The organism is Paraburkholderia sp. BR10936 (assembly GCF_040965735.1).
Taxonomy (GTDB): domain Bacteria; phylum Pseudomonadota; class Gammaproteobacteria; order Burkholderiales; family Burkholderiaceae; genus Paraburkholderia; species Paraburkholderia nodosa_A.
Genome location: NZ_JBFRCM010000013.1, coordinates 187,220 through 213,067 on the forward strand (window position 1 = coordinate 187,220; position 25,848 = coordinate 213,067).

Below are 25,848 nucleotides of genomic sequence, written 5' to 3' on the forward strand. Positions count from 1 at the left end.
ACATTAAAATCAATGAGATGCCGTTTGATAGGTGGCCCGGGTGGGTGCTGTTAGGGGAAAACACTAACCTGGTAAATGTGCTTCTGGTGTATTGAGAAAGCGGTTGTGGTATGCCAGAATGGTTCTCAATCGAACTGATCCTGGTTTGCCAGTGCCGGGATCGCAATCAAGAAGAGGCATGACCTGATGAGTAAGTCACTCTCCGAAGCAGGCGGCGTGTTGTCCGTCGAACGCGTGCTCAAGCCGCGCTCGATCGCGATCGTCGGTGCTTCCGCCGATCCCCGCTCGTTCGGCAACTTCGTGCTGCAGAACCTGGAGCGTTTCGGCTTTGCGGGCGCGATCCATCTCGTGTCGCGCAGCAGCGAGGAAATCAACGGCCGCCCGTGCGTGAAGAGCGTGGACGCGCTGCCCGAAGGCATCGACCTGGTGGTGCTGTGCATTCCGGAAGCCGGTGTGCTCGACGCCGTCTGCACGCTGGGCGCGCGCGGCGCGGGCGCGGCGGTGATCTTCGCTTCGGGCTACGCCGAAGCAGGCGAGGAAGGCCGTGCGAAACAGCAGGCGCTCACTGAGGCCGCGAACGCCGCGGGCATCGCGCTGATCGGCCCGAACTGCATGGGCTTCACCAATTTCCAGGCCGGCGTGCCGGTCACTTTCGAGGCGCTCGCGCCATATCCGTGCGCGGGTCGCAAGGGCGTTGGCGTGGTGGCGCAAAGCGGCGCGATGGCCGCGAACCTGCGCGACGCCTTCATGGGCCGCGGCCAGCCGATCACGGCGGCCGTTTCGACCGGCAACGAAGCCGTGCTTGGCATCGAGGACTATCTCGCGTGGTTCATCGCCGACCCGCAGACGACTGCGATCGCCGTGTATGCGGAGCAGGTGCGCCGCCCGCAGACTTTCCTCGCGCTGGCGCGCGAAGCGCGTGCGGCAGGCAAGCCGATCGTGATGCTGATGCCGGGCAAGAGCGCGCGAGCGCGCGAAGCGGCACAGTCGCACACCGGCGCGCTCGCAGGCGACCATGCCACGGCGAGCGTGCTACTCGCGCGCGAAGGCGTGGTGGTGGTCGATTCGCTCGATGAACTGTTCGACACCACGACGATCCTCGCGCGCTTCCCGGTGCCGCCCGCAGCGGGTACGGCGGTCATGACGGCATCGGGCGCGGTGAAGAACATTACGCTCGACTTCGCCGACGACATCGGTCTGAACCTGCCGCCGCTCACCGAGCCGACGCTCGGGAAGCTCACCGAACTGCTGCCGGACTTCGCCGTGGCCGACAACCCGCTCGACTACACGACGATCGGCGTGCGCAACCCCGGCCTGATCGGCGAACTGATCGACACGGTGCTCGCCGACCGGAACATCGGCAGCCTCGTCCTCTCGATCATGGGCGGCCCTCCCATCGCGCAGCGCGACAAGGCCGACCACCTCGTGCCCGCGCTCGCGCGCGCCACCAAGCCCGCGGTGCTTGCGGTAATGGGCGACAACAACGTGCTGGAGCCGTTCTTCATCGAAGCGATTGCCGCGAGCGGCGTGCCCTTCTTCCGTTCGCCGGACCGCGCGCTGCGCGCCTGCGCACGCGTGGCGGCCTACGGCGAATCGCTGCAGCGAGCGCAGCGCGCGCAAACGGCGCAGCCAGCCGCGATCGCGCTGCCGGGCGCCGTGCCGGCGAACGGTATTTACGCCGAATATCAGGGCAAGCAATGGCTTGCCGCAGCGGGTCTGCCGGTGCCGCCGGGGCGACTCGCGAAGACGATCGACGAAGCGCAGAAGATTGCGGATGAAATCGGCTATCCGGTCGTGCTCAAGGCGCAGGCGAGCGAACTGCCGCACAAGAGCGACGTGGGCGGCGTGGTGGTCGGTCTCGCCGATGCGGCCTCGCTGCGCGCCGGCTGGGACAAGCTGCACGCGAGCGTGGCTTCGCATCGCCCCGAGCTGCGGCTCGACGGTGCGCTTGTCGAAGCGATGGGCCCGCGCGGTCTCGAACTCGTGGTGGGCGCCAGGCGTGACGCCGAATGGGGCCCCGTCGTGCTGGTCGGCCTGGGCGGCATCTGGATCGAAGCGCTCAAGGACGTGCGCCTGATTCCCGCCGACATGGCCGAAACCGACATCGTGGTCGAGCTGCGCCGCCTGAAGGCCGCCGCGCTGCTCGACGGCGTGCGCGGCGCCGAAGGTGTGGACGTGGCCGCCATCGCGAAGGCCGTGGCCGCGATCGGTGCGCAGATGCGCGCGAACCCGCAGATCACCGAGATCGATGTGAATCCGCTCGTTGCCTACCCGGACCGCGTGCTCGCGCTCGATGCACTCGTCGTGTGCGGTTCGCAGGGCGCAAACAGCGGCGCACATCACCAATAAGGACAATGAATCAATGAGACTGGAATTCTCCGCAGAGGACGAGGCGTTTCGCGCCGAGGTGCGCGAGTTCGTCAAGAAGAACCTTTCGCCCGCACTCAAGCGCAAGGCCGAACTGGGCCTGCGCATCGAGCGCGCCGATTATGTCGAGTGGTACACGCATCTGTACGAGCGCGGCTGGATCACGCCGTCGTGGCCGAAGGAGGCCGGTGGCCCTGGCTGGACGCCGCTGCAACGCTATATCTTCGACGAGGAAACGCTCGTTGGCGGCGCGCCGCGCATCATCGCGAGCGGCATCAACATGCTGGGCCCTGTGCTCAACGCGTTCGGAACGCCCGAGCAGAAAGAGCGCTACCTGCCCGCAATCCGCCGCAGCGAAACGTGGTGGGCGCAGGGCTTCTCGGAGCCGGGTGCGGGCTCCGACCTCGCCAGCGTGCGCACCACCGCCGTGCTTACCAGAGACAGCGACGGCGATCACTTCGTCGTGAATGGCCACAAGGTCTGGACTTCGTACGCGCACTGGTGCGAGATGATGTTCGCGCTGGTGCGCACCGACCCGACCGCCAAGCCGCAGGAAGGCATTTCGTTCCTGCTGATCGACATGAAGTCGCCGGGCGTGGAGCTGCGCCCCATTCGCATGCTCGAAGGCGGCACCGACCTCAACGAGGTCTATCTCGACAACGTGCGCGTGCCGGTCGAGAACCTCGTCGGCGAGATCAACAAGGGCTGGTCGTACGGCAAGTATCTGCTCGGCCACGAACGCACCGGCATTGCGGGCATCGGCTCCTGCAAGCAGCAGCTCGCGCGCGTCAAGCAGCTTGGCAAGCAGCAGGGCCTCGCCGGCGATCCGCTATTCGAGGCGCGCGTGAGCCGCTTCGAAATCGAGTTGATGGCGCTCGAATTCACGGGCCTGCGCATGCTGAGCGCAAACCAGCAGAGCCCCGTGCCGGCGGTAGAGGCGTCAATGCTCAAGGTGCGCGGCACCGAGCTGCGCCAGGCGATCTACGCGCTGCTCGCGGAAGTCGCAGGGCCCGACGGCATTCCGTTCGACGAAGCCGCGCTGCTCGACCAGGCGGGCCACGAGCCGCCGAGCCCGGAAGAGACCGTTGCCGTCGCGGCCAACTACTTCGATGCACGCAAGCTGTCGATCTACGGCGGCACGAACGAAGTGCAGCGCAACCTGATCAGCCGCGCGTTCTTCAATGCCTGAAGCGGGACACGAATAAACATGGACTTTTCTCTAACTGAAGATCACGTCGCGCTGCAAGACGCGGTACGCCGCTTCTGCGACGGCGAGTTTCCCGCGCACCGGCGCGGCGACACCGAAGACGCGGCGCTTGCGGCACACCGCCGCCAGGGCTTCGCCGAACTCGGCATCACGGGCCTCATCATCGACGCCGGACAGGGTGGCAGCGGCTACGGCGCGGTGGAAACGATGCTCGTCGCGCAGCAACTCGGCCGCGCGTTGGGCGGTGCAGGCTGGCTGTCGAGCGGCTTGCCGGCGGCTGCGCTGATCGGCGCGGCGGGCAGCGCGCAGCAGCGCTCGCAATGGCTCGAAGCGGCCGCGTGCGGCGAGAAGGTGCTTGCGCTCGCGGTGGGCGAAGCCGATGCGCGCTACGAGCTTGCGCGCATCGCGGTGCGCGCGAAGGAAACGGGCGACGGCTGGCGCATCGACGGCACCAAGACACTCGTGTTCGACGGCGCTATCGCCGACGCATTCGTGGTAGCCGTGCGCACCTCGGGCGAGCGCGGCGACATGCATGGCCTCTCGCTTTTCCTCGTCGACGCCAAAGCGCAAGGCATCACGCTGCGCCGCTTTGCGACGATCGACGCACGCGAAGCGGCCCACGTGAGCTTCGCCAACGTGGTCGTGACCAAAGCCGACCTGATCGGCGAGGCCGGCGAAGCGCACGCGCTCATCGAAGCCGCGCTCGACCGCGCGAACGCGGCGCTGTGCGCAGAGTCGGTCGGCGCGCTGGAAGCGCTGCTCGAACTGACCGCCGAGCACCTGAATACGCGCTCGCAATTCGGCGCGCCGTTGGCGAAGTTTCAGGCGCTGCAACACCGCGTGGCCGACATGCTGATCGCGCTCGAACAGGGCAAGTCGATGGCGTGCGCGGCGGCCATGGCCGTCGATGAAAACGACCCGGCGCGCCGTGGCCGCATTGTTTCCGCCGTCAAGGCCTTTATCGGCGATGTGTGCAAGAACGCGGGCGAATGGGCGATTCAGCTGCATGGCGCGATGGGCATGACGCAAGAGTGCCGCGCGGGCCACTACGCAAAGCGCATGTTCGCGATCAACATGACCTACGGTGACGCCACCTGGCATCTGAACCGCTTTACGGTGCAACGACTCGATAAGGAATCCGAATGACTCTGAACGGACAAGCCTGTATCGTCGGCGCCTATGAGCACCCCACGCGCAAAGCGGACGACCTTTCCGTCGCGCGCCTGCACGCCGACGTCGCGAAGGGCGCGCTGGAAGACGCGGGCCTGACGAAAGACGACATCGACGGCTACTTCTGCGCGGGGGATGCGCCCGGCCTCGGCACGACGACCATTGCCGAATACCTCGGCCTGAAGCTGCGCCACGTCGATTCGACCGAATGCGGCGGGTCCGCGCCGATCCTGCACGTCGCGCACGCGGCGCAAGCGATTGCGGCCGGCCGCTGCAATATCGCGCTGATCACGCTTGCGGGCCGCCCACGTGCGGCGGGCGCAGCGCTTTCGCTCAAGGCGCCGGACCCGGACGCGCCCGAAGTGCAGTTCGAGCTGCCGTTCGGCCCGGCCACACAGAATCTGTACGGCATGGTCGCGAAGCGCCATATGTACGAGTACGGCACCACGAGCGAGCAACTCGCGTGGATCAAGGTCGCGGCGTCCCACCACGCGCAGCACAACCCCAACGCGATGCTGCGCAACGTCGTGACCGTCGAAGACGTCGTGAACTCGCCGATGGTCGCTGACCCGCTGCATCGTCTGGACTGCTGCGTGATGAGCGATGGCGGCGGCGCGCTCATCGTGGCGCGTCCCGAGATCGCGAAGCAGTTGAAGCGCCCGCTCGTGAAGGTGCGCGGTACGGGCGAAGCGCCCAAGCACGCTGGCGGCGGCAAGATCGACCTCACGTGGTCGGCGGCGAAGTGGTCAGGCGCGGCAGCGTTCGCCGAAGCAGGTTTGACGCCCGCCGACATCAAGTATGCGTCGCTCTACGACAGCTTCACGATCACCGTGCTCATGCAGCTCGAAGACCTCGGTTTCTGCAAGAAGGGCGAGGGCGGCAGGTTCGTGCAGGACGGCGGCCTGATTTCGGGCGTGGGCAAACTGCCTTTCAATACCGATGGCGGTGGCCTGTGCAACAACCATCCCGCGAACCGGGGCGGTGTCACGAAGGTGATCGAGGCCGTGCGCCAGTTGCGCGGCGAAGCGCACCCCGCCGTGCAGGTGCCGAACTGCGATATCGCACTGGCGAACGGAATCGGCGGCGCACTGGCTTCGCGTCATACGGCCGCGACGCTCATTTTGGAACGGGCTTAACGATGAGTACGACTAATCAGAACCCTGCTACGGAAAAGGCGGCCAAGGCCGCCGCGGCCACCGGCCGGCGCCGCATTTCGCCGCCGCGCGTATTGCCCGAGGCGATGCCTTTCTGGGAAGCGGCGAAGGATGGGCGCCTGCTCGTCAAGCGCTGCGCCGACTGCGGCGAGACGCACTACTACCCGCGCGACATCTGCCCGCATTGCCTGAGCGCGAACACGGAGTGGGTCGAGTCGAAGGGCAAAGGCGCGATCTACTCGTGCAGCACGATGGGCAAGGAAGAGGCGCGCTACACGCTGGCCTATGTGACGCTCGACGAAGGCGTACACATGCTCAGCAATATCGTCGACTGCGACCCGGCCACGCTCGCCATCGGCCAGCGCGTGCAGGTCGTGTTCGAGCCGAGCGATGGCGGCTATCCGGTTCCGATGTTCACTCCGGCCTGAGGAAAAACGCCCATGAGCGCAGAAAACAAGGACACCCAGCACGACCAGGGTGCGGCCACCGCCCGTAAAGGCGCGCTGTCACGCTTCACGATCATCGACGCCTCGCGGGTGCGAGCGGGCCCGACCGCCATGCGTCTTTTCGCGGACATGGGCGCACGCGTAATCAAGCTCGAAATCCCGCCCGGAGCGCCAGGTGGCGACGACATGATCGGCGGCCGCGACCACAATCGCGCCGATTATGAAAACCTGCATCGCAACAAGGAAAGCCTCACGCTGAACATGAAGGACCCCGCGGGCCGCGGGATTCTCCGCGAGCTGGTACGCCGCGCCGACGTGTTCATCGAAAACTTCCGCCCCGACGTGAAGGACCGCCTCGGCATTGGCCCGGACGCGCTGCGGGCGATCAACCCGCGCCTCGTCTACGCGAGCATCTCGGGCTTCGGCCAGGACGGTCCCTATGCGAACTGGCCGGGTTTCGATTCGATCGCGCAGGGCATGGGCGGCCTCATGAGCGTGACGGGCAAGCCGGGCGAAGGCCCGATGCGCGTGGGCATCCCAATCGCGGACCTGTGCGCGGGCCACTTCTGCGCGATGGCGATTCTCACCGCGCTACTGGAGCGTGACGCGTCGGGTGAAGGCCAGTGGGTGCAAACCTCGCTGCTGGAGGCACAGCTCGCAATGCTCGATTTTCAGGCCGCACAGTGGCTCGTGGACAAAAAGGTGCCGCAGCAGGTAGGCAACGAGCATCCGCTCACGGTGCCGACCGGCGTGTTCGAAACGAAGGACGGTTACCTGAATCTCGCTGCCATCGGCCAGACGATGTGGACACGGTTGTGCGAGGCGCTCGGCCTCGAACATCTGGCGCGCGCCGCGGGCTTCGATTCCGATCCGGCGCGCGTGGCCAACCGCGACGCCGTGAACCGCGCTGTGGGCGAAGTCTTCAAGACTCGGACGACGAAAGAATGGACTGCAGTGCTGATTAAATCGGGCGTGCCTTGCGGCCCGATTCACCGCATCGACGAGGTGTTCGAGGACCCGCAGGTCAAGCATCTCGGCATGGCGTGGCCGGTCGAGTTGCCGGGCAAAGGCGAGGTCGCCTTCGTGGGCCAGCCGTTCCGGCTCTCGCGCTATCCGCGCGAAGCGTCGCCGCGGCTTGCGCCCGAGCAGGGCGAGCATACGCAGGCCATCTTGCGCGAACTCGGTTACGCGGACGAACAGATCGAACAATGGCGCACGGCATTCGTGGTCTGAGCGCGCGCCGGCAAAGCAATAACGCACAGGAGAAGGAGACGAAATGGCACGTTTGGTAGCGGCATTCGGCTCGTCGCACAGCATCATGCTGGTGTCGCAGCGCGAAGACTGGCAGCACGGCTTTCGCGCGGTGGACCCGAAGAATCCGCATTACTACGACAAGGCGGGCAATCACGTTACGTACGGCGACCTGCTGGAACGCGCACCGGCCGACGCCGAGGCGATGGTCACGCCCGAGCGCATGGGCGAGCGCTACGACCAGTCGGAAGCGGCGATGGATGAATTGCGTGAGCGTATTCGCGCAGCCCGGCTCGATGTGCTGATCGTGGTGGGTGACGACCAGACCGAGTTGTTTCGTACCACGAATAACCCGGCATTCGCCATCTACTATGGCGAGACCATCCGCAACGCAAAGCGCGAGACGAGCCCGAACGACAGTTGGTACGCCCGCGCCCGCACCATGCGCCAGGAGCCGGATGCCGACGTGCACTATCCCGTCAAGTCGGAGATGGCACGCTGGATGATTCGTGAACTCTGCGAGCGCGACTTCGACATGGCGGCGATGGACGGTCTGGAGCGCGGCCAGTACGAGGGCCACGCGTTCTCGTTCATTCACCGCCGCTATCTGCAGGGCCTCGACTTGCCTGTCATTCCGGTGATCGTCAATACCTTCGATCCGCCGAACCAGCCCACGCCGCGCCGCTGCATTCAGCTTGGCGCCGCGCTGCGCGAGCTGATCGAGGCATACCCCGAAGACCTGAGGGTGGGCGTGCTCGCGTCGGGCGGCCTCTCGCACTTCGTGGTGGACGAGGCGCTCGACAACGGCATTATCGAAGCGATCCACCGCAAGGACAGCGCGTGGCTTGCCGCGCTCGATCCGAAGCAGCTACAGGCGGGTAGTTCGGAAATCCGCAACTGGATCATCGCGGTCGAGGCGGTCAAGTCGCTCGACCTCGAATGGGTTTCGTACACGCCGGGCTATCGCAGCCCCGCGCTCACCGGCACGGGTCTTTGCTTCGCCGCGTGGCGCACGCTGGACTGATCCGCTTCATTTGCGCAAGACCTTCACGGAAGACTAGAACATGGCTGACCAAAATGTACAGCGCCTGCGGCGGCTCGACTGCTGCGCCGTCTCGGACGCGCTCGACAAACTCAAACTGCCCGGCGTGGTGAGCGGGTTGCCGCAGCGCTCGGGCCAGGGCCGCATTGCGGGCCGCGCGATCACCGTCAAGCTCGGCACCGGTGACGCGCCGCCCGGACCGCCCGTGCACCTCGGATGTACCGCAATCGAACAGGCCGACGCCGACAACGTGATCGTGGTCGAGCAGCGCAGCGGCGTGGAAGCCGGCTGCTGGGGCGGCCTGCTCTCGCTCGCCGCGAAGGTGCGCCAGGTCGCCGGCGTCGTGGCCGACGGGCCCGTGCGCGATATCGACGAGGCCATCGGCTACGAATTGCCCGTGTTCAGCCGCGCCACCACGGCGCGCACGGCACGCGGCCGCGTGGTCGAAAAGGGCACCAATGTGCCGGTTCAGATCGGCGAGGTGCAGGTGGAGGCAGGCGACTACGTCGTGGCCGACAACAGCGCCGTGATCTTCATTCGCGCTGCCGATATCGGCCTCGTGCTGGACACCGCGGAGACGATTGTGGCGAAGGAGGCCGCGATGGCAAAAGCGATTCTTGCAGGCGTCCCAGTCGGCAGGGTCATGGGCGGCAACTACGAACACATGCTCGCCTGAGCGCATATTCACAATTCACGCAAGCGATCCAGAACCATGACGACGAACGACAACCGCAACGTGGAGCGTGCCGGCAAGCTCGACACCGCCACGCTCTCCGACGCGCTCGACAAGCTCGGCATCAACGGCCAGTGCTACAAGATCAAGGCGCGCAGCACGGACTTCCGCCTCGCGGGACGCGCCTGGACGCTCAAGTACGGTCCCGCCGCCAACCCGCCGGGCACGGTGGGCGACTATATCGACGACGTCCCGGAAGGCGCGGTCATCGTGCTCGATAACGGCGGACGCGAAGATGCGACCGTGTGGGGCGACATTCTCACCGAGATCGCGCACCGCCGTGGCATTGCGGGCACTGTGATCAACGGCATCTGCCGCGACGTTTCGCTGTGCCTGAAGCTCGGTTATCCGGTGTTCAGCCGCGATCACTGGATGCGCACCGGCAAGGACCGCGTGCAGGTCGAGGCGACCAATATTCCCGTCAACATGGGCGAGGCGCGCGTGCAGCCCGGTGACATCCTGCGCGGCGACGCCGATGGCGTGCTCGCGATTCCGCGCGAGCACGAAGACGCTGTCCTCGATGCCGCGGAGGCGATCCATCATGCCGAGGAAGCGATTCGAGAGGCGTGCCGCGGCGGTATGCGTCTGGACGAAGCGCGCAAGCAGTTCAAGTACCACCAGTTGCAAACGCGGGAGCAAAAGGTATGAAAGAACACGATTCGGCAACCACTATCCGCACTTCAATCGAACGCGTCGAGGCACGCGTGGTCGACGCGGCCCGCCAGGTGCCCGCAGCCACGCTGCACGAAGCCGGCGGCAAGATCGGCGCGCTGCCCGCTGCGATCAAGCCTGTCGCGCCTGGCTTCAGGATCTGCGGCACGGCAGTCACCGTGCATTCGCCGGGCGGCGACAACCTCTGGCTGCACCGCGCCATCCTGCTTGCTCAGCCGGGCGACGTGCTGGTGGTCTACACGAACGGCGTGTACGAACACGGCTACTGGGGCGAGGTGATGACGACAGCCGCGAAGGTGCGCGGTCTTGCGGGGCTCGTGATTGACGGCGCGGTGCGCGACGCCGACCTGCTGGAGTCGATCGGCTTCCCGGTGTTCTCGCGCGGGCTGTCCATTCGCGGCACGGGCAAGGACTTTGGCGCGATCGGCTGGATCAACGAGCCGGTGATGATCGGAAACGTCACGGTTTGTGCGGGCGACCTGATCGTCGGCGACCGCGACGGTGTGGTGGCCGTTCCGCGTGCCCGCGCGGCAGAAGTGGTGGAGAAGGGCGTGCAGCGCGAAGCCGACGAAGCCGCGATCTGCAAGCGCATCGAGGGAGGCGAAACTACCATGCAGATCTACAACTTCCACTGAGGCTGACGATGACCTCGAAACCCGCTCATTCAGCAGGTCAGGCGCCGGAACTCACCGTCGCCGGGAAGATCGCGACCATCACGCTGCGCCGCCCCGAGATGGCGAACCGCCTCGAATTCGAAGACCTCGCCACATTGCGCGGTTTCATTCGCGAAGTGAACGCGCAACGCGAGGTGCTCGTGCTGCGGCTGTGCGCCGAAGGCAAGCACTTTTGCGCCGGGTTCGACATTGGCAGCGTTGCCGACGAGAACGCGGGGGCGAGTTTCGAGGCGCTCGCCAACGAACTCGAAGAAGCGCGGCCTGTGACGATCGCCGCGATCAACGGCGGCGTTTATGGCGGTGCGACCGATCTGGCGCTCGCGTGTGACTTCCGCGTCGGCGTCGAAAGCAGCCAGATGTTCGTGCCTGCGGCCCGGCTCGGCCTGCTGTTCTATCGCGGTGGTTTGCGGCGCTACGTGTCGCGGCTCGGACTGAACGTGGCGAAGAAGCTGCTGTTGTGCGCCACGACCCTCGATGCCGGACAGATGCGGGCTTGCGGTTTTCTCGACACAGTCGTTGCGCGTGCAATGTTATTCGACGAAGTCGAGCGCCTGAGCGGCGAACTGGCGGCAATGGCGCCGCTCGCTCTGCTGGGTATGAAGAAGCACCTGAATCGGATCGCGAGTGGAACGCTCGACGAAGACGAATTCCAGCGCGACGTGAAAGAAGCGGATGCCTCGCGCGATCTATGCGAAGGTTCGCTCGCCTGGAAGGAGAAACGAAAGCCGGTATTTCGCGGCGAGTGAGCCGCGAGCGGCAAAACACGAGCACCCCCGCGAAGCTATACGAAAAGGACGGCATTCATGGAAATCGAAGATAACCCGGCTCTCGCGCGTCTATACGGCGTGAACGGCGCGCCGCCGATCACGACCACGCTGGGCGCCACGTTTCTCTCGCTGAGCGACAATGCGCTCGAGGCCGAGTACGAGGGCGCCCTGTCGTTTCGCAACCCGGCGGGGCAAGTGCAGGGCGGCATGCTGTGTGCCATGCTCGACGACGTGACGGCAACGCTGGTTACCTCCACGCTCGCCGAAGGCGAGCACTGCGCGACGCTCAGCCTGAACACTTCATTCCTGAGGGCCGCAAGGCCCGGGAAGCTGACCGGCCGCGCAAACCTCGTGCGCAGGGGGCGCGGCGTATGCAACGTGCACGGCGAACTCTGGCAGGAAGACAAGCTCATCGCCACGGCAACGGCAGTGTGCATGATCGTCGCACGGTAAGTGCCGCCGCGCGCGGGGCAGGGTGGCGCTTTGTTGAGTCTGATTCGTTATCCTTAAAAAAATACAAACATGACGTTGAATCGCAAGCTCCTGTCGATGATCGCCGTGCTGTGGATCGGCCTCGTATTGATCGGCGGCTTTGGTGCATGGCAAATGCGCTCGACCATGCTGGACGACCGGCGTGATCAGTTGAAATCGCTCGTGCAGCAGGCCGAAACGCTCGTCAAGCACTACCACCGCCTTGCACAGCAAGGAGTGCTCAGCGACTCCGACGCACGCAAGCAGGCGCTCGCCGCGCTAGCGGGGCTGCGCTACGGCAAGGACGGCTATTTCGCGGTCATCGACTCGCATCTCGTGATCGTGATGAACCCGTTCCTGCAGCAAATGACCGGCAAGGACGTGAGCCGCATGATGGACGGGGCCGGTCAGCCGCTGTTCCCGAAGCTCGTGGCCGCGGGCAACAAGCCAGGTGGTGGCTTTGCCGACTATGTTGGCCGCAAGAACGCAGCACTGGTCGAAGAAGCCGCGGCTGCTGCGCACTCGTTGCGCGATCAGGCCGCGAGCTTGCGCGAGGCGATTGCGCGCTTCGTGCTGCCTGCACAAGGATAGGCAGCATGACTGTAGCCATCCGGGTGGCGGCCGATGTGTTCGCGACTGAACCGATGTCACTGCCTGCGGGGCGGATCAGTGATGCCAGAAGAGGGGCTCCTGCCGAGAGCGGCTGTCGCCTGCCTGCGCATACTGGCTTTCCCCTGGCCATGTACGGCGATTGCGCTTGCCGGCGGCCGGCTGGTGCTCGGTGCCGGCGAGCGTGAGCAGGTGCCTCGCTTCGCGGCTCGATGCGTCTACTTCCACCGCATGCCCCGCGTCTTGCCGCACACAAGCCCATTGGCGCTCGTGCTCGCATTGCCGCGCCTCGCCGATCAACGCGTCGCGCTGCTGCTCGCGCGTGACGAGTTCGGCTTGCATCTGCTGCGCTTCAGGGTTGCCGGGCTCGACGGCGAGCGCACTCGTGAGCGCCCTGCGTGCGGGCCAGAGGTTGTTCTTGTCGAGACTCAGACGCGCGCTGGCCAGATTGCTCGCGACCTCGGGATGCGCACTCGCATAGCGCGGCGCGGCGAGCGGACGCGAGACCGCCGGCGTATTCTGCTGGGCGACGCGGCGCTGCGCCGCGTTCGCATGCGGCAGGACGGCGGGTGGCCGATTAGTCACTGCGGCGACACTGCGGCTGCTGCCGTGAGTGCCCCGCGTGCCCTTCGACCCGCTCACGGCCCCCTGGACCACCTGTACGCCGAGCTTCGGCTCCCATTCGCCGCGATGCAGGAACGCGTAGCCGGTGAGCGCGATCGCGAGCGCGCCGAGACCCGCCCAGGCATAGCGCGGCAACCGCTTACGCTCGGCGACGTGTTCCTCGTCGATCGAAGGGTACTCGCCGTCGTAGGGCCGATTGGCGCCAAGGGCCAGGTTTGCACGCAGGCGCTCGGCTACCCCGTGCGCGCGTTCGTCCGGCAAGCCTTCGTCAGCGCCTGCGATGCGCGCGGCAGCGGCGTGTTGATTCGCTCCGCATTGGGGGCAGAGTGCAAGCGGCGCATTGAACCTGGTCCCACAGTAGGGGCATTCCGACGGATCGGAATCGTCGTGACCAGGGGTGTTGAGCATGGGAGGAGCGCGCTTTCGCTTCGATTGACGAATTGCCGCAAAACCGGTGCCTGATGTACGCACTCATTTGAATATGGGCCACTTCGCCGCGAAGATCAATCGGCGGATTCCGCCAGTTTGGCGGATACGGACAGGCGAAACGGCGGCGAGGGCGCCTTTGCCTTATCCCTTCACGCAGCCGATGACCGTGGCGATTGCAGTGGCATCCAGCGTCAAGCCGATGTGCCCCACGCCGGGTACGATCGTGACCGGCACGTGTGCGCCCGCTTCCTCGAACGCCGCCGCGTATTCGCTGGCGTGAAAAACCTCGTCGTCGGCGCCGGCCAGCACGTGCACCGGCTGCCGCGCGCCGCGTATGTCCGCGCGGTAGTCGTCGTGCGGGCGGAAATTCTGCATCAGGTTGAACGAATACTGCGGCGTGAGCTCGTCTCGGACCTCGGGCGCGAGCGCATAGGCGATCGTCGGCAGATGATTGAAGACGCGGATGCGCAAGCCGTTAAGCATAGCGAGCACGATGAGGCGAGGTATGCCGACCGAGACCCAGCCGCCGACCTCGTTGCGCGTGGTGCGCGCCTTGTGGTGCAGGAAGGGTGCGAGCAGCACGTAACGCTCGAACAGGCGCTGACGTGTACCGCCCGCAAAGCGCAGCGCAAAGCCGCCGCCGGACGAGAAGCCGATCAGCGTCCTGGGCAGCGCTGCCAGCTCGCCCGGCAGTGCGGCGAGCAGATCTTCGAGATCGTCTTCCAACTGACCGATGTAGGCAATCGTGCCCTTGCGCCCCGATTCACCGTGGCCGCGCATATCGGGCACGCAGACCGCGTAGCCCGCGGCGGCGAACTGGCGCGCAAGCGGGTGGAGACTCGCGCTGCTTGCCGACGATCCATGGATGAGCACGACACACGCTTGTGGCGCGCCCGCCTGCGGCAGGTAGGCGCGCCAGGCGAGCGACGCACCGTCTCGCGCCGGATAACGGCGCACCGCAGGAAGGTCGGAAAAGTCGACTTCCTTGAACGGCGCGTTGATCGATTCGAGCGGCTCGGGCTGCCTCGGGCCGCCCTTGACGAGCGCGACGGCCGCGGCGGCGATGGCAGCGAGCGGAACGGCTTGCGAAGCGGCAAAGGCGCTGAGAGCCACGGGTGGACCTCGTGTACGTTATGGGTTGATGGTCTTGCCGGCAGTGATGATAGCCGACTTGCCGCCCATATCATCGGGCCTCCGAAACATTATGCGCTCCGGATTGCGGTGCAGCGCGCTCAGATAAACAGCGAAATGATGCCGCCCAGTGTGATGCCCGCCGCGATCCAGCGCCCAAGCGTATAGGTGTGGTTCGGGTCGGCGGGCGCGTCGGGACGCTCGAGGCCTAGCGCGCCATAGACGAGCGACTTCACGGGCTGCGCGTTGCCCGGCGTCGATGTCGTGTCGGTTGCGTCGCTCGTGTCGGTGGCATCGCCGGTATCGCTCGTGTCGCTCGCATCAGTTGTATCGGTTGCATCGCTCGTGTCGGCCGCTGCGTCGCCGCTGTCCGCGCTATCGTCGGTCCATGCAGCCGCATAGCCTTGCGGCGAAATCTGCACGGCCTCGTCCTGCGATGTCGACGGCGCGACATTCGTCGATGCGTGGCTCGACTGCGTGCCGTCCTGTTCTGCCTGGTCTGAAGCCGCGCCCGCACGGAGTGTGCTCGTGTTGGCGCTACCGTTGGCGAACTGTGTCGCCGCCCCGATTTGCATGGTCGACTCCTTTCGACTTTCTTATGCCTGCAATAATCGCAGGTCCAGCGCTGAAGCGACTCACGAATAACGCCGAAAAATTCGCGATATTCGGCGGCCAATTCTTTTGCAGAGCCTGCGACAATATCGGTATCCGTAACGTCGTGCGCGTATTACCGCGCGACGTCTGTGTGATCCTCCCCACCCGCAAGAAGAAGCACGCCTCGACGTCGAATGTGGATGAAGTCTCTGCGCCTCACAAATCCGTTCACGTTCGCGAAGAGGCGAGCTTGAAGCGCCCGTCACGCCGCGAGATTTTCGAGGCGCTTTATCGCACGCACTATCTGCAAGTCCACACGCGCCTGCCCGATGCGCTCGAGCGCGATCAAAACGACGATTATTCGCAAAGCGGCGCGCAGATCGCGTGGGAGATCTGGCAGGCCGCGCACTCACACGCCATCGAGCTTGCGGCGCAGCAATGCGAGCGTCGTCAGAATCAGCACGCTCATCAGGATCACAAAGCAATCTGCCGGATTTGTGCGTGCGATATTCGCGCTCTGCAGCCGGATGCAGAGCGCGACGAGGATGTGACGTAAGGAACGTGCCGCTTTAACCTAGACGGGGACGGAGGCGACGAGGCGCAGGCGGTTCGCGGAACGCTTTGGATCGAGGGCGCGCGTGACTTCGGCGAGCGTGTCGCGCATGGTTTCGCGCATGGTGCCCGAAAGTTCGCCCAGTGCTGCTGCGGCGCGGCCCCGCGTGGCGGAGGCGGCTGCCGGGGCATCGGATTCCGTCGTGCGACTCGCGCGTGCGGCACGCGTCATGCCGGCGCGCGCGGGCGGCATGCAAATGCAGCAGGCGGTGGGCTTGTGTGCGTCGCGCACGTGGCGCACGAAGCGGCCGTGGCAAACGGTGCAGCTCGACAGCGTGAGCAGGCCGCCTTCGAAGAAGCGCAGCAGCGTCCATGCCCGCGTGAAGCTCAGCACGCGCTCGGTTTCGGCGCTCTCGCAATGCTCGAGATAAAGGCGGTATGCACGCGTGAGGGCATCGAGCCGGCTGCATTTCGCTCTATCCGTAAGAAACAGATAGATGTTGTAGAAGAGCGACGCATGAATGTTCGGTAGCCATGTGAAATACCAGTCTGCCGAAAACGGCAACATGCCCTTGGGCGGCGAAGCATTCTTGAGTTCCCGATAAAGCCTGATCAAACGATTGCGCGAAAGCGTCAGTTCTTTTTCGAGCACAGGCATGCGTGCGCCCAGCTGGATCAGCTCGATTGCGCGCAGCACTTCACGCGCTTCTTCGGTCACACTGCCTTTGTACATGACGTGGTACTCCCAGGGGCAGCCGACGACCGCCACGGTGGTCCAGGCGAATGCCTGAATTCACGGGCGATTATAAAAGCGCGACAAAGAGCGTCAAGAATAATATTTGGAAAGAATCTGGAATATCTATAAAGAAAATGGCCTGTGCAGCCGATATTCAGGTGTGGATTGAAATGGGAAATAACCGCGCATTACCACGGCAATTACCTGTTCGGTGTGAATAGAAAGGTACGGTAAGAATATAAGTACAAACCGACGGAAAATATCAGTGCGCAATGCACCATGGATCGGAAAAAATTATTACCGCGTTTTGCGCTTTTACCTTTTCAGGCGCATCTGCCGGTAAACTGCGGCCTTTCCGAACGCATGCGACGTGCGACGTTGCAGCGGCCCGCGCGAACTGCGGGTTCCCTACATAAGCTGCCAACCGATGAATTTGTCTTTCTCCGCCTACACTTCTTCGTTCGCGCAGGCGCGTAAGCGTTTGCCTGTGGCCGCGACCGGCAACTTCAACCGCAGTGGCGGCGGCGCGCTCGACAACCCGCCGCGCCGCGCGCTGCTCAAGGGCACGGTGAGCCTGCTCGCGCTGAGCGGTTGCGCGAGCACGTTGTTGAGTGCGTGCGGCGGCGAATACACGGGAGGCGACGGCGCGCAGGATGCGCCCACGCCGGTGATCGGCTCCGTCGCGAACTTCCGCGATCTGGGCGGCGCTGCGCCTGGCTACTCGACGAGCGACGGCGCGCACGTGCGCCGCGCCTTGATTTACCGCTCCGACGCGCTCACGCCGAGCGCCGCCGACGCCGCGACGCTCGAGCGCATGGCGCTGTCCAACATCTACGATCTGCGCACGCCTGCTGAGATCGACGCGGCGCCCGACGTAACGCCCAGCACCGCCAGTTACCTCGCGCTGAATGTGCTGGGCACGCTCGAGCCGCCGTCGTTCGGGGGCATGCTGGCCGGCGAACTCGATGCGGCGATGCAAATGCATTGGCGCACGCTCGTGACAGGCCGCACGCAATGCTCGATCTACGGCGCGCTGCTCGAACACATCGCGGATGCACCGGGGCCGCTGCTCATCACGGGTGGCACAGGCGTGGACGTGGCGGGCTGGGCGTGCGCCCTGTTGCTGCTGATCGCAAACGTGCCGCTCGAAATCATCGTGAAGGATTTCATGCTGACCGATGCGTGGCGCTCGACGGGTGTGGATTCGACCAATCTCACGCCGCCCGTGCAGGCCAGCTATCTGCAGGCCGCGTTCGACGCGGTGCAGGGCAGCTACGGCGACCTCAACCGGTATCTCACCGCGGGTCTCGGCCTTGCGTCCGACACGGTGAATCGTCTGCGCGGCCGGCTCGTGGTCTGAGCGGCGCGCAGCGCTGAATCAACAGGTAATCCGAGCGGGCTTACACGGCGGAGCGTGCATCGGCCGGCAGCGCGATACGCACGCGCAGCCCGCCTTCGGGGTGATTGGTCAGCTCGCAGCGGCCACCCTGATTGCGCGTGAGGCGCGTCACGATGGCGAGACCCAGCCCGCAATGGCCTTCGCCGCCGCGCGCTTCGTCAAGGCGTACGAAGGGTTTGAGCGCTGCGGCCACGCGCTCGGGCGGGATGCCGGGGCCATGATCGCGCACTTCGATGATCCACTGCGTGCCTTCGCGGCGCGTGGCGATTTCCACGGGCGGCACGCCGTGTTCGAGCGCATTGTCGACGAGATTCGACACGAGCCGGTCGAGCAGCGTGCGCGGCAGCCTGAACGCCGAGCCCGCGCGCAGATCGAGCCTGAAGAGCGCATCGTCGTCATCGCCTGCATCGGAAAAGAACTGCTCGCGCAGCAGCGCATCGACATCCACCTCGGGACCCGATTCGGGCCGCTGGCGGGCAAATTCCAGGAACTGCTGGACGATATCGTTCAGCGAATCGACTTCGCGGATGAGCTGTTCGCGCTCGCGCTCGGAGCCCATCATGCTTGCACGCAGCTTCAGGCGCGTGAGCGGCGACTTCAGATCGTGGGCGACGCCCGCGAGCATGACGGCCTGATCGTCGTCGGCTTCGTTGAGCTGCTTCATCATGCCGTTGAATGAGCCGATCAGTTCGCGCAATTCGCGCGGCCCGTGCTGCTTGACGGGCGCGGGACGATGGCCGGTGCCGAATGCGCGCGCGGCTTGGGCCACGAGCGAAAGCGGCCGCTGCATCTGCCACATGGCGAGTAGCGCGAGCAGCAGCGAAATGGCGAGCATCGAACCGAACAGCGGCAGCAGGTTTCGCGGTGGCGGCAGATCGACGGGCGCGACGATCCAGGTGGATTGCCCCGCGAAACGCACCCACAGGGCTTCGCGATGGCGCAGGTCGGCGAGAATCTCGGTGCCGGGCGGCAAATCGCGCAGGAGTTGCTTGCGCAAGTCGGCAAGCGGCTCGCGTTTGGGCACTTCGAGCCGTACATCGGCGGGCATGTTCCAGGTGGGCACGAGATGCACGCGCAGGGCTGGCGCGAGGTCCATCTCGTTAGGGGGCGTGCTGGGTGCGGCGCTCGTCGCCGTACCGGGCGCTGCGCTGGTTGCCGCGTGCAGCATGAGCAGCAGACCGCGCTCGAAGCCTTCCACCTCGTGGCGGCGCGGCTGCGGCGCGAACACGATGAACCAGCATGCCTGAATGGCGAACAGCAGGAGCGCGGACATCAGCGCCATGCGTCCGAACAGCGTATTCAACGGATTGTTCATGCAATTACGCGTTCAGGCTGCGGCCGCTGTCGTCTGCTGGGGGATTGCCTGCGTCGCCTTCGATGCCGACCCCGCCCTGCGGCACGAACACGTAGCCTTTGCCTCGCAGGGTCTGCACGTAGCGCGGCTGTGCGGGATTGTCTTCGATCACGCGGCGCAGGCGCCAGACCGGTACATCGAGGCTGCGCTCGTTGAATTCGAGGCCGTCTGCATGGAGCAGGTCGTGAATCAGCACGCGTGAAAGCACGCGATACGGATGCTCCGTGAAAATCTTCAGGAGGACGAACTCACTGCTGCGCAACGGCACGCGCTTGCCGTCGCGTTCGAGCGTGCGCGCCATGAAATCGAGCTCGAAGTCGCCGAAGCGGTAGCGTTCGCGCGCCACGGGTGCGCCCGCGGGGCCGTTGCCGCGCCTGCGCAGCACCGTCTGGATACGCAGCAGCAATTCCTGCGGATCGAAGGGCTTGGCGACGTAGTCGTCCGCGCCCAGCGTGAGACCCGCAATGCGGTCGCCCACCGCGCCGCGTGCGGAGGCGAAGATCACCGGAATGTTGTCGCCCTGCGCGCGCAAGGCGGCGAGGGCGCGCAAGCCGTCCGTGCGCGGCATCATGACGTCGAGCACGACGACCGATGGCCGCTCGCGTTCCAGCCGAGCGCCGAGATGCGTGCCGTCGTGGAGGACCGAGGCCTCGAAACCGTTGGCCCGAAGAAAGCTGGAGAGGAGATCGCGCACGACCGGATCGTCGTCGACGATGAGAACGTGTGGACTCATCGCCGTATTTTATTTGATATCGACAACCGGCAGAACAGCGCGCGACCGCAGATTTCTTGCCGTAGCTTACATGGCGTGTTACTTCATGGCGACGGCGCCTGGCTCGATCGCTGCCTGCGTAGCGTGCGCGGATTCCGTCGACGCGACGGATGCGCAATTGAGTGCGCTCGCCTGGTCCGCCGGCTTCGCGGCTGCTTCATTGGCCGCGGGGCTCGCGGGCTGTGCGGCCGGCGCGTCGATGGATGCCATGCCTGCCGCTTTGGCGAACGCCGAGTTCGCGCCAGCCATTTTCGCGGTCATCGCCGAAACGTCACCCGTCGGGGCGACATCCTTTTGGGGCAGGCCATGCGCGTGTGCCTGCGCTTGCGCTTGCGCGAGTCGCGTCTGGCGCGCGTCGGCGGCCACGCCGCTCGGCATCTTTTGCAGGTGCAGCGACGCATCGGCTTCGGCACCCGCGACCTTCGCGCCCGCCTTCTTCACACTTTTCGTGCTGTCCGCAGCGGGCGCGGTCGCTGCGCTATCGTCCTTCGGCGCGGGCGGGATGCCGTGCATTTCGAGCACGGCGTCTTGTGCCGACGGGGCGAGGTGCTGGTCGACGACGCCCTCCTTCACGCGGCGCGCGGCAGCCTGCTTGCCATGCTTGAGATCGCCTTCGAGTTCGGCGATGCGGCGGTCGTACCAGTCCGACACACACGCCTTGTCCTTGCAGTTGTGCTGACGCCATTGCCACTGGCTCACGCGGTCGGCTTCGAGCGCGGTGGTGTCGGTGCTCGCGTCGAACGCGCTGCGATAGAGCGCGGCGAGTTTGTCGTCGAGCGCGGAGAGCGTCGGATCGTTGCACACGAGCCGCTCGGAGGCGGACGCGTTATGCGGGCAGTGAAAGCTTGCAGCGTGCGCGAACGGCGAGCCAGCGAGCGACGCGAACAGCGCGATCGCAGCAGCGTTCAGGCCTCGCTTGAAGAAGTGGGCGCGACGGATTTTCGGTTCTCGGTTCATGGCAGCCATGATGATGTTGAAAGAGCAGGAGAAAGACAGGAACAGCGTGTGGCTCGTCCGGCGTCGCAAAGGCGCGAGGCGCCGCAGTGAGAACCGCAGTGAGAACGATAGCGCGGCGGTGAATCCGCAATGTCTCGCTCAGCGGGGAGAATGCAGGAGCGCTTACGAAACATTACACGCGCAGCCGCCCGCGGTCGTGACCGAAGGTCGTTGAGCGCTTGTGGTGCGCGCCTCCGCGTTGAAACGGCGCACACGAGTGCCGTTCAACGCCTTACCAGGCGGGAGGTTTTTGAAGAAGTGGAAAGTGGCATTCAACATTGACCGATGTCCCGGCCATCGCGCGCATCGCTTTGCGCCGATCATGCGTGGCGAGTCCTGCAGGGAATGTGTCATGTTCCGCGCAGCCCATCAACGCATCGGGTATCCGCTCCCATGCCACATGAAATCGTGTCATACGTCAGCCGTGCGAGGGCGCGCGCGGTGAAACTCGGCGCCCCGTGCGCCGCGGCGCTTGCGCTCAACGGCTGTGCATGGACGCTCATCACCGCGGCCGATGCGACCGGCTCCGTGATCCAGGCGGGCTACGCAGTCGCGTCGAATTACTCCTCGCCTAAATTCGTGTCGGGCCGGCCGGTCAATCTCAGTTCGATCTGCATCGAGAACAATCCCATGGTCACGTCGGGAGACTTCGTGCCATCGCTGCAGCTCGTGCTCGCGCAGCGCGGCGTGACTTCGGACGTCTACGGCGCCGGAACCGAGCCGGTGAGTTGTGAAGGACGCCTCGTGTATAACGCATCGATCGAATTCGGCAAGCCGACGTTCAGCGACGAAAGCCGGGCCTATCTTTCGACGATCAATCTGACGATCTTCATGCACAATCATATTGCCGTTACGGGGCGTTACGAAGTGCACGGCCTTGGCACCGACCGCTATTCGAGCGCGGCGGTGAAGCTCAAGGGGCTGTTGGACAGCATGGTGGTCGACCAGACGCAATTGGGCAATTCATTCCAGTCCGCTTCGAGCGACCAGTAAAACGGGTGTCCCACGCGAGGCGTGGGAAAGGATTGGTAAGGCTGCGGGCCTGTACCGGCTTGTTCTCGTCCCTTACGATTTACGCATGGCAAATAATATCTTTCTCGTCGACGACGATCCGGTCGTGCGCGACGTCACGGCCGAATATCTGCAGATGCGCGGCTTTACTGTCACGACGCTGCCTTCCGTGCGCGCGATGCAGGAGCGGCTGCGCTCCGAGCGGCCGCAGGTTGTCGTGCTCGATATCATGATGCCGGAAGTGGATGGCATCAGCGCGCTGCGCGCTTTGCGCGAAAGCGGCGACGACTTGCCGGTCATCATGCTCACCGCGCGTAACGAAGTGATCGACCGCGTGCTGGGCCTCGAATTCGGCGCCGACGACTACGTGGGCAAGCCGTTCGATCCGGGCGAGCTAGTGGCGCGCATTCGTTCAGTCATGCGCCGGCGCAGCATATCGAATCTCACGGGCGCGCCGGAGAGCCGGGAATCGTTTCGCTTCGGCCCTTTTGAACTCGATTTTCGTTCGCGGGAGTTGTATCGCGAGGAAGTTCGCATGCCGCTGCGTTCCAGTGAATTCGCGTTTCTCAAGCTATTCGTCAATCACTCGATGACGATTCTTTCGCGTGAGCGCATTATTGAAATCGTGTATGGGGAGGCGGGGCGGTATCGGAACCGCAGTCTCGATGTCGCGATCTGGCGTTTGCGGCGGCTCATAGAAACCGATCCTTCTGAACCGCGGTATCTTCAGACTGTTTGGGGGCATGGGTATGTGTTTGTGCCGGACGGTGAGGTGGGGTTTGCCGAGCGGTTTGGTGAACATGCTGCTCGGGAGCCGGCCGGTGAAGGCGGCAGTGAATATGCCGATGAGTTTGAAGGTGAAATGCCTGATGATGAGGAGGACTGAGCGGATTTTTTGTGCTTTTCTTTAAACCGTTGGCCTTTTCTTGTTTTCGCGGTGGTATGCATGCGTTGCCCCTGTGCGGGGCGGCACCTACTTTCTTTGCAGCGGCAAAGAAAGTAGGCAAAGAAAGCCGCTCACACCGCCAGCGCCTGCCACAGTTCACATCTCGACGTAAATGGTGAATGGCTCCGGAGCGTCTGTCACCTCGCACCTTCAAAGGTAGTGACAAGGCGCTCATCCTTCCGGCGGGCTGCGCGCGCCGAAGGGCATAACCCAACACCAGCGGGGCGCGTGCATTCTCGCGAACCTTGGCAATACCCCTTGGTTTCCCATGCAGACCCGACCGCAGTGCGCGCAGCGAGCAGCGGGATGAATGACTGCCTTGTCACTCACTTGGGTGGTGCGAGGCGACAGACGCTCCGGAGCCATTCACCATTAGTGGTGCGATGTGAACCGTGGCAGGCGCTAGCGGTGTGAGCGGCTTTCTTTGCCTACTTTCTTTGCCGCCGCAAAGAAAGTAGGTGCCGCCCAGCACAGGGGCAACGCATGCATACCGACGCGAAAACAAGAAAACAAGAAAAAGAAAACAAGAAAACAACAAAACACAAAAACAATCAAAACGTCAGCACACTAAGAAACATACGCTGCAACCACCCAACAGTAGTCGCATCATTCAGCAACCCACGCCCCACCTGCTCGATCCGGGCATTGGCAATCTTCCCCGACTCAACGTAATTATCGGCTTCGACATCGTTAGGATTAACGATCCCGGAAAGCCGCAACCGTTGATGCTCACCGCTCATCGCGATAATCTTCTCGCCGGACACAACCAGATTACCCGTAGGCGTCTTGCTGATGACCGTGACGGCCAGCGTGCCAGTCATGTCGCTCGAAAGCGTGTGACTGCCGCTGCCGTTGAACGAGGTCGAAGCCGAGCCGATATTGAACAGGCGCGCAAGTCGCGCCGCCGCGCCGGTCGACTGGTCAGCGGCCGTGGCCGTGATGTTGCTGTCGCGCTTCGCAGCCGCATTCGCGACATCGTTGCCGCTATAGGTTTCGGAAAGCCGGATTGTGAGCACGTCGCCGATTCGCTGCGCCCGCGGTGTTTCGTACAGCGAGATGGCGGTGCCCGACTGATAGATCGCGCCGCTGGTGTTGACGTTCAGCAGCGGTTCCGCGAGCGGCGGCGTCATCGGCGTGTTGACGATCGACTCCGGCGTCGCGCAGCCAGCCAGCGCCGCGCCGAGCGACGCGCACAGCAACACGTACCGCAAGCTTTTCGAACGAGTCGTCCGGCATGCGCTGGACATTGAGGATTCCGATTGATCGTAGGGCATGGCGGTGGGGCGGGTGCAAGAGTGATTCATCGGATTTGGCGAATTCAGCGAAGTCAGCAGATTCGTCGAGTTCGTTCGGGCGACGGGTTGGCGCGCATCGTTTCAGCCTTCGTCGAACTGGCTCAGCTTGAGCGTCTTCTCGCTGCCTCTGCCGCGCAGCGTGGCGGGCTTGAGCAGGTAGGTGAGCGTCGCGCGCTGGCTGTCGGGCAGCAGGCAGATGGTGATCGTGCTCGATGCGTTCTCCCACACGAGCAGCGGCAGCGAAGACGCGCCGAGCACGCGCGGCGCGCCGTAGCGCGAGGCGAGCAGATTGCGCAGGTCGAATGCCGTTGTCGAGTCCACGACGAACGACATTTCATAGAGCCGCAGCGGGTCGCCCGCCGATGCGTGCGCAAAGCGCAGGATATGGTCCACCGCGGGCACGCCGTCCACGACGGCGCGCGAGGGCGTCCAGCCTTGCGCCGTATGGTGAGCCCACCGGCAAGCGACCGTCTGGCTCGTGTAACTCTTGACCATCATGCCGATGTCGCTGCCCGCGATGTCGGTCTCGCAAAGCAGTTCGCTCTCGTGCGGCGTTGCGCGCACCATGTCCGTTTGCCGTAGCGCGCTCAGCGGCGTACCGAGCACAATGCCGCGAAACGCAAAGGGCGATTCATACGGCGCCGGAACGCGCGGACGGGTGGGCGGTGAAGCGGGCGACGGCCGCCGTTTTCTCGGCTGTGCCGCGGGCGGTTTCGCTGCGCTTGCCTCATGCACCGCGTTCGCGGTAATCAATGCGCTCGGCGGGCTCGCCGGCGCGGGGGCCTGCGGCGCGACGTACATTTGCACGCGCCCTTCGTAGTGCGTGTCCGCATGCGCGGGCGAGAGCGGCGCGGCCAGGCATGCGCCGCTCAAAGCGCAAGCGATCAATGACGCCCGTTTCATCGGCTAAACCTCGATCAGTCGACCGCCGCCGCGCACGCGTCGAACGGCACTGCTGCGGGATGGCCGACCAGCGGCACGATCTTCAGCGTGGCCGATGCGACCCGGCATGGAAAGGCCACCACGGCGCAGCCGTCGAGCGGCAGAGCCAGGCAGGCGAGGGCAATGGCCGACGCGGCGCGCGCCAGATGCGTTGACAACCGGGGTGTCAGGCACATGGGCGAGCGCTGCGTCGACGGCTCCCGTGACAGCGAAGTGGTCATGCCGAAGTGTTGATGTTGTGGCCGAGCGGACCGATCGGTGGGGCCGGATTCACGGTTTCCTGCTGCGGAAAGGGGTTACCGGCGGTACCTCCCGTGCTGGAGTTCCTGGTGTTGCGGTTTTCGCCCAGCGTCGTCAACGAGGACGTGTGCGCGATGTTGCTCGAACCGATAGGGCTGGTCATGATGGGCCTCCTTGGCGCAATGGAACAAAAAAGGGGCGCGCCGAGAAGGGGGAAGCGCGCCCCGCCTTACGCCGATCGGGGGGCAATCGACGTGCGGCGAG

28 protein-coding genes are annotated in these 25,848 nt (G+C 64.8%); 17 read left to right on the forward strand and 11 right to left on the reverse strand.

Features of this window, described 5'->3' with window-relative positions; all coding sequences use genetic code 11:
• Positions 1-186 precede the first annotated feature (186 nt).
• The 13 genes from AB4Y36_RS25760 to AB4Y36_RS25820 all read left to right on the forward strand — a co-directional run bounded on the left by AB4Y36_RS25760 (position 187) and on the right by AB4Y36_RS25820 (position 12,545).
• On the forward strand, positions 187-2,349 hold the full coding sequence (locus AB4Y36_RS25760; RefSeq protein ID WP_368684480.1) for an acetate--CoA ligase family protein: 2,163 nt from the start codon (positions 187-189) through the stop codon (positions 2,347-2,349).
• A 13-nt stretch (positions 2,350-2,362) separates the two neighbouring features.
• Positions 2,363-3,556 (forward strand): acyl-CoA dehydrogenase family protein, encoded by a 1,194-nt coding sequence (locus tag AB4Y36_RS25765; protein ID WP_368684481.1) that lies wholly within the window; start codon positions 2,363-2,365, stop codon positions 3,554-3,556.
• Between the two features lie 18 nt (positions 3,557-3,574).
• Positions 3,575-4,720, forward strand: a complete 1,146-nt coding sequence (locus tag AB4Y36_RS25770; RefSeq protein ID WP_368684482.1) for an acyl-CoA dehydrogenase family protein — start codon at positions 3,575-3,577, stop codon at positions 4,718-4,720.
• Positions 4,717-5,880 (forward strand): thiolase domain-containing protein, encoded by a 1,164-nt coding sequence (locus tag AB4Y36_RS25775; RefSeq protein ID WP_342947220.1) that lies wholly within the window; start codon positions 4,717-4,719, stop codon positions 5,878-5,880. The genes AB4Y36_RS25770 and AB4Y36_RS25775 overlap by 4 nt, the downstream gene beginning before the upstream one ends.
• 2 nt (positions 5,881-5,882) lie before the next feature.
• A complete protein-coding gene (locus tag AB4Y36_RS25780; protein ID WP_083245431.1) occupies positions 5,883-6,326 on the forward strand; it encodes a Zn-ribbon domain-containing OB-fold protein in 444 nt (147 codons plus the stop codon).
• Between the two features lie 12 nt (positions 6,327-6,338).
• The gene (locus AB4Y36_RS25785) at positions 6,339-7,577 is read left to right on the forward strand and encodes a CaiB/BaiF CoA transferase family protein (protein ID WP_368684483.1); all 1,239 of its coding nucleotides are present in this window, start codon (positions 6,339-6,341) and stop codon (positions 7,575-7,577) included.
• Positions 7,578-7,620: 43 nt separating this feature from the next.
• Complete coding sequence (locus tag AB4Y36_RS25790) at positions 7,621-8,619, forward strand: protocatechuate 3,4-dioxygenase (protein WP_368684484.1); 999 nt, start codon at positions 7,621-7,623, stop codon at positions 8,617-8,619.
• A 40-nt stretch (positions 8,620-8,659) separates the two neighbouring features.
• Entirely contained in the window at positions 8,660-9,313 is a 654-nt protein-coding gene (locus AB4Y36_RS25795; RefSeq protein ID WP_368617083.1) for an RraA family protein, read from the forward strand.
• A gap of 36 nt (positions 9,314-9,349) precedes the next feature.
• Complete coding sequence (locus AB4Y36_RS25800; RefSeq protein ID WP_342947225.1) at positions 9,350-10,018, forward strand: RraA family protein; 669 nt, start codon at positions 9,350-9,352, stop codon at positions 10,016-10,018.
• Entirely contained in the window at positions 10,015-10,677 is a 663-nt protein-coding gene (locus AB4Y36_RS25805) for a 4-carboxy-4-hydroxy-2-oxoadipate aldolase/oxaloacetate decarboxylase (RefSeq protein ID WP_368684485.1), read from the forward strand. The genes AB4Y36_RS25800 and AB4Y36_RS25805 overlap by 4 nt, the downstream gene beginning before the upstream one ends.
• 8 nt (positions 10,678-10,685) lie before the next feature.
• Positions 10,686-11,462: an enoyl-CoA hydratase/isomerase family protein gene (locus tag AB4Y36_RS25810; protein WP_069266737.1), complete on the forward strand. Its 777-nt coding sequence runs from the start codon at positions 10,686-10,688 to the stop codon at positions 11,460-11,462.
• A 57-nt stretch (positions 11,463-11,519) separates the two neighbouring features.
• The gene (locus tag AB4Y36_RS25815; protein ID WP_069266736.1) at positions 11,520-11,936 is read left to right on the forward strand and encodes a PaaI family thioesterase; all 417 of its coding nucleotides are present in this window, start codon (positions 11,520-11,522) and stop codon (positions 11,934-11,936) included.
• Positions 11,937-12,005: 69 nt separating this feature from the next.
• Entirely contained in the window at positions 12,006-12,545 is a 540-nt protein-coding gene (locus AB4Y36_RS25820) for a cache domain-containing protein (RefSeq protein ID WP_368684486.1), read from the forward strand.
• A gap of 75 nt (positions 12,546-12,620) precedes the next feature.
• Here AB4Y36_RS25820 and AB4Y36_RS25825 read toward each other — a convergent pair whose 3' ends face one another.
• The 3 genes from AB4Y36_RS25825 to AB4Y36_RS25835 all read right to left on the reverse strand — a co-directional run bounded on the left by AB4Y36_RS25825 (position 12,621) and on the right by AB4Y36_RS25835 (position 15,322).
• Positions 12,621-13,448: a hypothetical protein gene (locus AB4Y36_RS25825; RefSeq protein ID WP_368684487.1), complete on the reverse strand. Its 828-nt coding sequence runs from the start codon at positions 13,446-13,448 to the stop codon at positions 12,621-12,623.
• Positions 13,449-13,757: 309 nt separating this feature from the next.
• A complete protein-coding gene (locus AB4Y36_RS25830; RefSeq protein WP_368684488.1) occupies positions 13,758-14,729 on the reverse strand; it encodes an alpha/beta hydrolase in 972 nt (323 codons plus the stop codon).
• Between the two features lie 119 nt (positions 14,730-14,848).
• Positions 14,849-15,322: a hypothetical protein gene (locus tag AB4Y36_RS25835; RefSeq protein WP_083245430.1), complete on the reverse strand. Its 474-nt coding sequence runs from the start codon at positions 15,320-15,322 to the stop codon at positions 14,849-14,851.
• Here AB4Y36_RS25835 and AB4Y36_RS25840 point away from each other — a divergent pair.
• Positions 15,301-15,897 carry a hypothetical protein gene (locus AB4Y36_RS25840; RefSeq protein ID WP_368684489.1) on the forward strand — a complete coding sequence of 199 codons (597 nt, stop codon included), beginning with the start codon at positions 15,301-15,303 and terminating at the stop codon, positions 15,895-15,897. The two genes, AB4Y36_RS25835 and AB4Y36_RS25840, sit on opposite strands and share 22 nt — an antisense overlap.
• A gap of 18 nt (positions 15,898-15,915) precedes the next feature.
• On the opposite strand, the gene flhC is transcribed toward AB4Y36_RS25840, so the two are convergent.
• Positions 15,916-16,626, reverse strand: a complete 711-nt coding sequence (gene flhC / locus AB4Y36_RS25845; RefSeq protein WP_069266731.1) for a flagellar transcriptional regulator FlhC — start codon at positions 16,624-16,626, stop codon at positions 15,916-15,918.
• Positions 16,627-17,056: 430 nt separating this feature from the next.
• On the opposite strand from flhC, the gene AB4Y36_RS25850 reads away from it, so the two are divergent.
• The gene (locus tag AB4Y36_RS25850) at positions 17,057-17,989 is read left to right on the forward strand and encodes a tyrosine-protein phosphatase (RefSeq protein WP_083245429.1); all 933 of its coding nucleotides are present in this window, start codon (positions 17,057-17,059) and stop codon (positions 17,987-17,989) included.
• 40 nt (positions 17,990-18,029) lie between these two features.
• Here AB4Y36_RS25850 and AB4Y36_RS25855 read toward each other — a convergent pair whose 3' ends face one another.
• From AB4Y36_RS25855 to AB4Y36_RS25865, 3 genes are all read right to left on the reverse strand, one after another.
• Positions 18,030-19,343: an ATP-binding protein gene (locus AB4Y36_RS25855; RefSeq protein WP_342947233.1), complete on the reverse strand. Its 1,314-nt coding sequence runs from the start codon at positions 19,341-19,343 to the stop codon at positions 18,030-18,032.
• A 4-nt stretch (positions 19,344-19,347) separates the two neighbouring features.
• Positions 19,348-20,115: a response regulator gene (locus tag AB4Y36_RS25860; RefSeq protein ID WP_368684490.1), complete on the reverse strand. Its 768-nt coding sequence runs from the start codon at positions 20,113-20,115 to the stop codon at positions 19,348-19,350.
• Between the two features lie 78 nt (positions 20,116-20,193).
• Positions 20,194-21,111: a lysozyme inhibitor LprI family protein gene (locus AB4Y36_RS25865; protein WP_368684491.1), complete on the reverse strand. Its 918-nt coding sequence runs from the start codon at positions 21,109-21,111 to the stop codon at positions 20,194-20,196.
• 480 nt (positions 21,112-21,591) lie between these two features.
• Here AB4Y36_RS25865 and AB4Y36_RS25870 point away from each other — a divergent pair, with 480 nt between their 5' ends.
• Both AB4Y36_RS25870 and AB4Y36_RS25875 read left to right on the forward strand, forming a co-directional pair.
• The gene (locus AB4Y36_RS25870) at positions 21,592-22,143 is read left to right on the forward strand and encodes a hypothetical protein (RefSeq protein ID WP_342947236.1); all 552 of its coding nucleotides are present in this window, start codon (positions 21,592-21,594) and stop codon (positions 22,141-22,143) included.
• An 85-nt stretch (positions 22,144-22,228) separates the two neighbouring features.
• A complete protein-coding gene (locus tag AB4Y36_RS25875) occupies positions 22,229-23,047 on the forward strand; it encodes a response regulator (protein WP_368684492.1) in 819 nt (272 codons plus the stop codon).
• Positions 23,048-23,658: 611 nt separating this feature from the next.
• Here the strand turns inward: AB4Y36_RS25875 and AB4Y36_RS25880 are convergent.
• From AB4Y36_RS25880 to AB4Y36_RS25895, 4 genes are all read right to left on the reverse strand, one after another.
• Positions 23,659-24,354 carry a flagellar basal body L-ring protein FlgH gene (locus AB4Y36_RS25880; RefSeq protein WP_083245386.1) on the reverse strand — a complete coding sequence of 232 codons (696 nt, stop codon included), beginning with the start codon at positions 24,352-24,354 and terminating at the stop codon, positions 23,659-23,661.
• 129 nt (positions 24,355-24,483) lie between these two features.
• Positions 24,484-25,305, reverse strand: a complete 822-nt coding sequence (locus tag AB4Y36_RS25885; RefSeq protein ID WP_368684493.1) for a hypothetical protein — start codon at positions 25,303-25,305, stop codon at positions 24,484-24,486.
• A gap of 14 nt (positions 25,306-25,319) precedes the next feature.
• Positions 25,320-25,520 (reverse strand): DUF6726 family protein, encoded by a 201-nt coding sequence (locus tag AB4Y36_RS25890; protein ID WP_069266533.1) that lies wholly within the window; start codon positions 25,518-25,520, stop codon positions 25,320-25,322.
• 41 nt (positions 25,521-25,561) lie between these two features.
• Positions 25,562-25,747, reverse strand: coding sequence for a hypothetical protein (locus tag AB4Y36_RS25895; protein WP_342947239.1), 186 nt, complete (start codon positions 25,745-25,747; stop codon positions 25,562-25,564).
• Positions 25,748-25,848: the final 101 nt, after the last annotated feature.